Origin of the sequence: Mesorhizobium sp. M7A.F.Ca.MR.176.00.0.0, assembly GCF_004023165.1 — a bacterium.
Classification (GTDB): Bacteria; Pseudomonadota; Alphaproteobacteria; order Rhizobiales; family Rhizobiaceae; genus Mesorhizobium.
Genome location: NZ_RZTC01000046.1, coordinates 43116 through 49898, shown reverse-complemented (window position 1 = coordinate 49898; position 6783 = coordinate 43116). Strand labels below are relative to the sequence as shown.

Annotated in this window: 6 protein-coding genes; 2 read left to right on the top strand and 4 right to left on the bottom strand. The window is 64.3% G+C overall.

The window, feature by feature from the left end; genetic code table 11:
- The 3 genes from EOB59_RS17210 to EOB59_RS17200 form a co-directional block, all read right to left on the bottom strand.
- On the bottom strand, nt 1-2096 hold a 2096-nt coding region (locus tag EOB59_RS17210), incomplete at its 3' end, for a chromosome segregation SMC family protein (RefSeq protein ID WP_164895673.1).
- Nucleotides 2097-2201: 105 nt separating this feature from the next.
- Nucleotides 2202-2945: a DsbA family protein gene (locus EOB59_RS17205; protein ID WP_127268828.1), complete on the bottom strand. Its 744-nt coding sequence runs from the start codon at nt 2943-2945 to the stop codon at nt 2202-2204.
- A 163-nt stretch (nt 2946-3108) separates the two neighbouring features.
- Nucleotides 3109-3609 (bottom strand): DUF721 domain-containing protein, encoded by a 501-nt coding sequence (locus EOB59_RS17200; RefSeq protein ID WP_127268827.1) that lies wholly within the window; start codon nt 3607-3609, stop codon nt 3109-3111.
- A 53-nt stretch (nt 3610-3662) separates the two neighbouring features.
- On the opposite strand from EOB59_RS17200, the gene mutY reads away from it, so the two are divergent.
- Both mutY and EOB59_RS17190 read left to right on the top strand, forming a co-directional pair.
- Complete coding sequence (mutY, locus tag EOB59_RS17195; RefSeq protein ID WP_128288855.1) at nt 3663-4835, top strand: A/G-specific adenine glycosylase; 1173 nt, start codon at nt 3663-3665, stop codon at nt 4833-4835.
- A complete protein-coding gene (locus EOB59_RS17190) occupies nt 4828-5439 on the top strand; it encodes an HAD family phosphatase (RefSeq protein ID WP_127395640.1) in 612 nt (203 codons plus the stop codon). Before mutY ends, EOB59_RS17190 begins: the two co-directional genes overlap by 8 nt.
- Nucleotides 5440-5504: 65 nt before the next feature.
- Here the strand turns inward: EOB59_RS17190 and EOB59_RS17185 are convergent, their stop codons facing one another.
- Nucleotides 5505-6638, bottom strand: coding sequence for a site-specific DNA-methyltransferase (locus EOB59_RS17185; RefSeq protein WP_127268824.1), 1134 nt, complete (start codon nt 6636-6638; stop codon nt 5505-5507).
- Nucleotides 6639-6783: the final 145 nt, after the last annotated feature.

The following is a 6783-nucleotide window of genomic DNA, read 5'->3' as shown; positions in this document are numbered from 1 at the left end:
CTTTCGGCCTCGGCCAGCGCATTGCGGGCAGCGTCCAGCCGATGCTGGGCGTCACGACCGGCCTGGCGCGTGTTGCGCTCGGCCTCGCTTGCCAGGCGGAGCGCCTGTTCAGCCTCTCCCAGCGCATCCTCGACCTGGCGCAGGACGAGCGTCGCTTGTATCGCCTCGGCATCGAGCTCAGCCAGCCGGTTCTTCTGCGCCAGCCGTTGTGCTGCGGCGGTCGGCGCATCGGCGCTTGCGGTAAAGCCATCCCAGCGCCAGAGCGCGCCTTCACGGCTGACCAGCCGCTGGCCGGGAGCAAGCAGCGACTGCAACCGGCGGCCGTCGCCGGCGGCATCGACGATACCGATCTGCGCCAGGCGGCGGGCGAGCTGTGCCGGCGCGTGGACCACGCTGGCCAGGCTTTTAACGCCTTCCGGCAGAGCCGCGTCGCCGGGCTGGATCGCGCTTTCGCCCCAATGCACCGGCGCGCTGCGGTCAAGCGGCACGTCGAGGTCTTCGCCAAGGGCCGCACCCAGCGCCGTTTCGAAACCGCGATCGACGCTGATCTGCTCCAGCACGGCCGGGAAGAGATCGCCGCTGGCTGCATTCAGGATTTTGGCCAGCGTGCGCGCTTCGGTTTCGATCCGCGCCAGCTCGGCCCTGGCATCCTGAAGCGGTGGCCGGGCAGAACTTTCCGTGGCGCGGGCATCGATGACAGACTGCTCGGCCTCGGACACGGCAGCCTCGGCCTCCTCCAGCAGCGCCATGGCCTGTTCGACCAGCACCCGCTTCTCGGCCGGATCGGGCAGGCCAGCGACCTTGGAGAGTATCTCAGACAATTCCCGGTCGACATCGGCAAGCTGGCGCGCGAAGCGGTCGCGGCGTTCGGCGGTGTCGCGCAGCGTCCGTTCGATCTGGTTGCGCGAGGCGGCAGCCTCGGCCCGTTCGGCTGTCAGCGCGGCGAGCTTGGCTTCGCTTTGCGAAAGCGTCGACGCCGCCTGTTCGAACGCCGCACGGGTGGTGGCTTCGCGTTCGGCGGCGCCGGCATTTTCCGAATTGAGTGCTGCCTCTTCGGTGCGAAGGCGCTCGAGAATGTCCGCATTGTCGCGGACCATGCGCTCTTCACGCGCGATATCGCCGTCGAGCTGCTGTAGCCGGCGCTCGAGTTCGCTCTGGCGGGCGCGGATACGGCCGGCTTCCTCCTCGATCTGCGACTTGGCGATCGACAAGCGCTGGAAGGCAGCGGCGGCGGCGGCTTCCGCGTCGCGCAAATCCGGCAACCGGTGAGCGCCGATACCTTGCTCCCTGGCGGCGGCCATCTGGGCCGCGGCGCGGTCGCCGACAAGGGCTGTCGCAACCGCCAGCGCCGAACGCGCCTCGCCTTCCTGGGTCTTGGCCAGTGTCCAGCGCAGATGCAACAGCGTCGCTTCGGCCTTGCGAATATCGGCCGACAGGTTCTTGAAGCGGGAGGCCTGGCGCGCCTGGCGCTTCAGGCTTTCGATCTGGCTTTCCAGCTCGCCGACGACGTCGTCCAGTCGTTCGAGGTTCTGCTCGGCCGCCTTCAGCCGCAGTTCTGCCTCGTGGCGGCGGGTGTGCAGGCCGGAAATGCCTGCTGCCTCTTCGAGCAGCGCGCGGCGTGCCTGCGGCTTGGCCTGGATCAGTTCGCCGATGCGGCCCTGACCGACCATCGACGGCGAACGCGCGCCGGTCGACTGGTCGGCGAACAGAAGCTGCACGTCCTTGGCGCGGGCCTCCTTGCCGTTGATACGGTAAAGCGAGCCGGCCTCACGCTCGATGCGGCGCGACACCTGCAGTTCGTCGGCATCGTTGAACGCAGCGGGCGCCGAGCGGTCACTGTTGTCGAGGAAAAGCGTGACTTCGGCGGTGTTGCGTGCCGGGCGCGTGCCCGAGCCGGAAAAGATGACGTCGTCCATGCCGGACGCGCGCATGTTCTTGTAGGAGCTTTCGCCCATCACCCAGCGCAGCGCCTCGACAAGGTTCGACTTCCCGCAGCCGTTCGGCCCGACAATGCCGGTCAGTCCGCGTTCGATGACGAACTCGCCGGGCTCGACGAAGGACTTGAAACCGAGGAGGCGAAGGCGCGAAAACTTCATTCGCGCCGCCCACTAAGCGGATTACCGTGGTTTTGCGATGAGAATTCGCGGCACGACCGGAAGCCGCGCACGCCGAAGCGCCGCCGCCTCAGGGCTGACTGGACGTCAGAGCAGAGGGTCGATGATGGCCGACATTTCCTCAATCGACATCGCCCCCTTGTAGGTCTTACCGTTGATGAAGAAGGTCGGTGTCGAGTCGACCTTGAATTCATTGGCGCCACGCTTCTGGACCGATCTCACATCGTCCAGAAGTTTCTGGTCCGTCAAGCAGGCCTCGAAGGACTCCTGTGTAAAACCGGCGAGCTTCGAGATTTGCAGCAGTGCATCCTTGGTGTTCTGAACGCCAGCCCAGTTCGCCTGCTGCCTGAACAGGACGTCGACCATAGGGTAGTAGTTGTCCTTGGCGCAGCGCGCCAGCATAAAACCGGCTTCGGCACTCGGATCGAACGGGAATTCGCGCAGGATGTAGCGCGCCTTGCCCGTGTCGATGTACTTGGTCTTCAGGTCCGGAAAGGTGGTCTCGGCGAAATGCGCGCAGTGCGGGCAGGTCATCGAGGCGTATTCGACGATGGTGACCTTGGCGTCGTCCTTGCCAAGCTGTTTGTCGGGCAGCGCACCCGGCTTCATCAGTTCCGCCATGTCCACGGTGCCCTGGGCTTCCGGCGCGGTGGCGGCGGCCGGCGTGGCCGGCGTCGCGGGGGCGGCCGGGGCCGCAGGCTTCACATCCGCGGCCTTCGCCTCCTCGCCAGAGTCGCTGCAGGCGGCGAGCAGGGCCACCGCCGGAATGGCGGCCAGCGAAGACAGGACGTTTCTGCGAGACAAGCTTTGGCCAAACGGGGGACGGTTCATACGAATCACCTGACAAGGGTTGGATTTTGCAATGCAAAGACACGAAAAGGCGAGAGTTGGCGCGAATTAAGGCATCTCGATCCCCAATCCAATCGGGAAACCTGACAAGGGCGATCACGAATGCGAGATATTGACGACGAATCCATGACTTTCTTCAAGACGCCTATGATTTTCTCTCCCCGATAATGGTCGCGCCAAGTTTCTCCAGCGAGGCGCGCAGTTCATCATTGTCGACGAGGCCGACAGTTCCCGACAATTTCGTCTTCTCAGCCGCCGTCAGCGGCCTCAGGGCCGGTTTGCGCCTTCCTTTGTCGGTTGTCACCGGCTTCTGCAGGATCCTGATGCGATTGATGGCGGTGAAGCCGAGGAAGGCGTTGACCCGGTTGATGATCTCGCCCGTCTCGTGCTGCAGATGAAGTGCCGCCATGCCTTCGCAGGCAATGACCAGCACGGCCGGCTCGAACGGATCGTCCTCATGCATACGGCGCGGCCATTGGATTTTTTCGGGGCGCGAATGGCTGGCCAGCCGCGGGCCGGCGATCTCGTCCCATGACTGGACGAGGCCGATCGAAATGCCAGCCCGCTTGCGCAGCACCGGATCGAGGATCCTGGTCGCGAGATCGCTGACCGGGACGGGATTGCCGTAGGGCGTTCTGCCTGCCATGTACGTCCTCCAGCCAAGACCCCAGCAGATACCGGCCAGGCCGATACAGATCAATGGCACCAGCAGACCAGACCCGCAAGACCGTATCCTGGGATAGTGGCAAAGCCGCATCCGGGGATAGCAGCAGAGCTGCATCCGGGCATATCGCGTCCCGCCTGCTAGGCTGGTACGACGCGCATCACCGTGAATTGCCGTGGCGCATCACGCCTCGTGAGCATGCGCGCGGCGTGCGGCCTGATCCCTACCGTATCTGGCTCTCCGAGGTCATGCTGCAGCAGACCACCGTCGAAGCGGTGAAGGCCTATTTCCGGATTTTCGTCGAGAAATGGCCCGATGTCGGGGCGCTGGCCGCGGCGCCGGCGGAGGATGTGATGAAGGCCTGGGCCGGGCTCGGCTATTACTCCCGCGCCCGCAATCTCAAGGCCTGTGCCGATCTTGTGGCCGCGCGTGGCGGCCGGTTTCCCGACACGGAAACGGCTTTGAGAGAACTGCCAGGCATCGGCGCCTATACGTCGGCGGCCATCACGGCGATTGCCTTCGACCGTCCCGCCGCCGTTGTCGACGGCAATGTCGAACGCGTCATTTCCCGGCTGTTTTCGATCGCAACCCCGCTGAGCGAAGCCAAGCCCGAAATCCGTGCCCATGTCGATCGCATGGTGCCCGGGACAAGGCCTGGCGACTTCGCCCAGGCGATGATGGATCTCGGCGCCACCATCTGCACGCCACGCCGGCCGCGCTGCATGCTGTGCCCGCTGCGCGAAGACTGCAGCGCGGTCGTTTCAGGCGATCCCGAGCACTTCCCGGTGCGCCTGCCCAAGGCCGACAAGCCGCAGCGGCACGGCGCGGCCTTTGTCGCCGTGCGGGCCGACGGCGCCATCCTTCTGCGCAAACGGGCGGAGAAGGGTTTGCTCGGCGGCATGACCGAGGTGCCGACGACGGGTTGGACCGCGCGGATCGATGGGGCAACCACGGAAGCGGCCGCGCCGTTTCCCGCCGACTGGCGGCATGCGGGCCGCATTGCGCATGTCTTCACGCATTTCGCTCTCGAACTCGAAGTCTTTCACGCTCACATCAAAGGTGATGCGCCAGACGGGCATTTCTGGTCGCTCGCTCACGAGATTTCCGGCGAGGCGCTGCCGACTGTCATGAAAAAGGCAATCGAGGCTGCGATACCCGGCGCGACGAAAAAGCCGTCGCCACACAGTGCAAAGAGGCCCCATGACTGAAATACGCCACATCGTTTTCGACATCGGCAGAGTGCTGATCCACTACGATCCCAACATTCCGTTCAGCCGCCTCATTCCGGATGCCGAAGAGAGAAAGTGGTTTTTCGACAATGTCTGCACGCATGATTGGAACATCGAGCAGGATCGCGGCCGGACCTGGGAAGAGGCCGAGGCGCTGCTGATCGCGGACCATCCCGATCACGCGGAAAACATCCGCGGGTTCCGCCGCCACTGGCACGAGATGGTTCCACATGCCTATGACGACAGTGTCGCCATCATGGTCGGTCTGATCGAGAGCGGCCACGACGTGACCATGCTGACCAACTTCGCCAGCGACACGCTGGCCGAAGCCCGCGAGCGCTTCGATTTCCTCAATCGTCCACGCGGCGTCACCATCTCGGGCGAAATCGGCATGATCAAGCCGGATCGCGGCATCTACGATCACCACGTCGCCGCGTTCGACCTCGAACCGTCAGCCACACTGTTCATCGACGACAGCCAGAAGAATGTCGACGGCGCCAAGGCGGCCGGCTGGCAGTCGGTGCTGTTCACCGATGCAGAGACGCTTCAAGCAGACCTCGAACGTCTCGGAATCAAGGCTTGATTTGAATCACTTCGCGCGATCCGTTGAGCTTTGAATCAACGGCATTCGAAGCAATTGGCAGGGGTTCAGGCCCCTGCCCGCTCCATGCCGAGCCGCGCGATGCGGCGAAGCTCGTCGATCGGGGTCAGGCCACCGCTGCGCTCATAATGCCAGAAGGTCCAGCCGTTGCAGGCATCCAGCCCCTGCACTTCGGCGCCGATCTTGTGGATCGAACCGGCGCTGTCGCCGATCGCCACCGTACCGTCGGCGCGCACCTTGGCGGCCCAGCGCTTCTTGGCGTCGTAGAGCGTCGCACCCGGCATCATCAGGCCGGTGTCGATCAGGCTGACGAAAGCAACGCGCGGTTCGGCCCGCTTGCCGGTCAGCACGGTGAGATCGGCGCCATCCAGTGGCCGCACCGCGTCGATGCGCTCGTTGGCGGCGTCGATATAGGCCTGCTCGCGTTCGATGCCGACGAAATGGCGGCCGAGACGCTTGGCCACCGCGCCCGTGGTGCCTGAGCCGAAAAAGGGATCAAGCACGATGTCGCCAGGTTTGGTCGAGGCCATCATGATGCGGGCAAGCAGCGCTTCCGGCTTCTGCGTCGGATGCAGCTTGTCGCCATTGTCGTTCTTCAGCCGCTCGCCGCCGGTGCAGATCGGAAACAGCCAGTCGGAGCGCATCTGGATGTCGTCGTTGGACGCCTTCATCGCTTCGTAGTTGAAAGTGTACCCCTTGCCCTTCTGGTCGCGCGTAGCCCAGATCATCGTCTCATGCGCGTTCTGGAAGCGGCGGCCGCGGAAATTCGGCATCGGGTTGGTCTTGCGCCAGACGACGTCGTTGAGGATCCAGAAGCCGAGATCCTGCATCTTGGCGCCGACACGGAAGATGTTGTGATAGGAGCCGATGACCCAGATGGTGCCGTTGGGTTTCAGCACCCGGCGCGCCGCCAGCAGCCAGGCCCGCGTGAAAGCGTCATAGGCCTCGAAACTCTCGAACTGGTCCCATTCGTCATCGACGGCGTCGACCTTCGACTGGTCGGGGCGGTGCAGGTCGCCGTCGAGCTGCAGATTGTAGGGCGGATCGGCGAAGATGACGTCGATCGATTTTTCGGGCAGCCGGTCGAGCGCGGCGACGCAGTCGCCCTTGAGGATCGTGTCCAGCCATTCGGATTGCTGGGGGGCGTGGGATAGCTCGTCGAGAAGACGCACGGCAGACATTCTGACACCCAGGGCACGCGTTACTGTTTACTCCTGGTTATGGTTACCGATCAGCGTAAATATTCCGTGAAGGCCAAGGCACGGGTGGGGCGAATTTGCGAAGGCGGCCCTGTTGGTGTATGCCGCGCCGCCTGAGCCTTCCGAG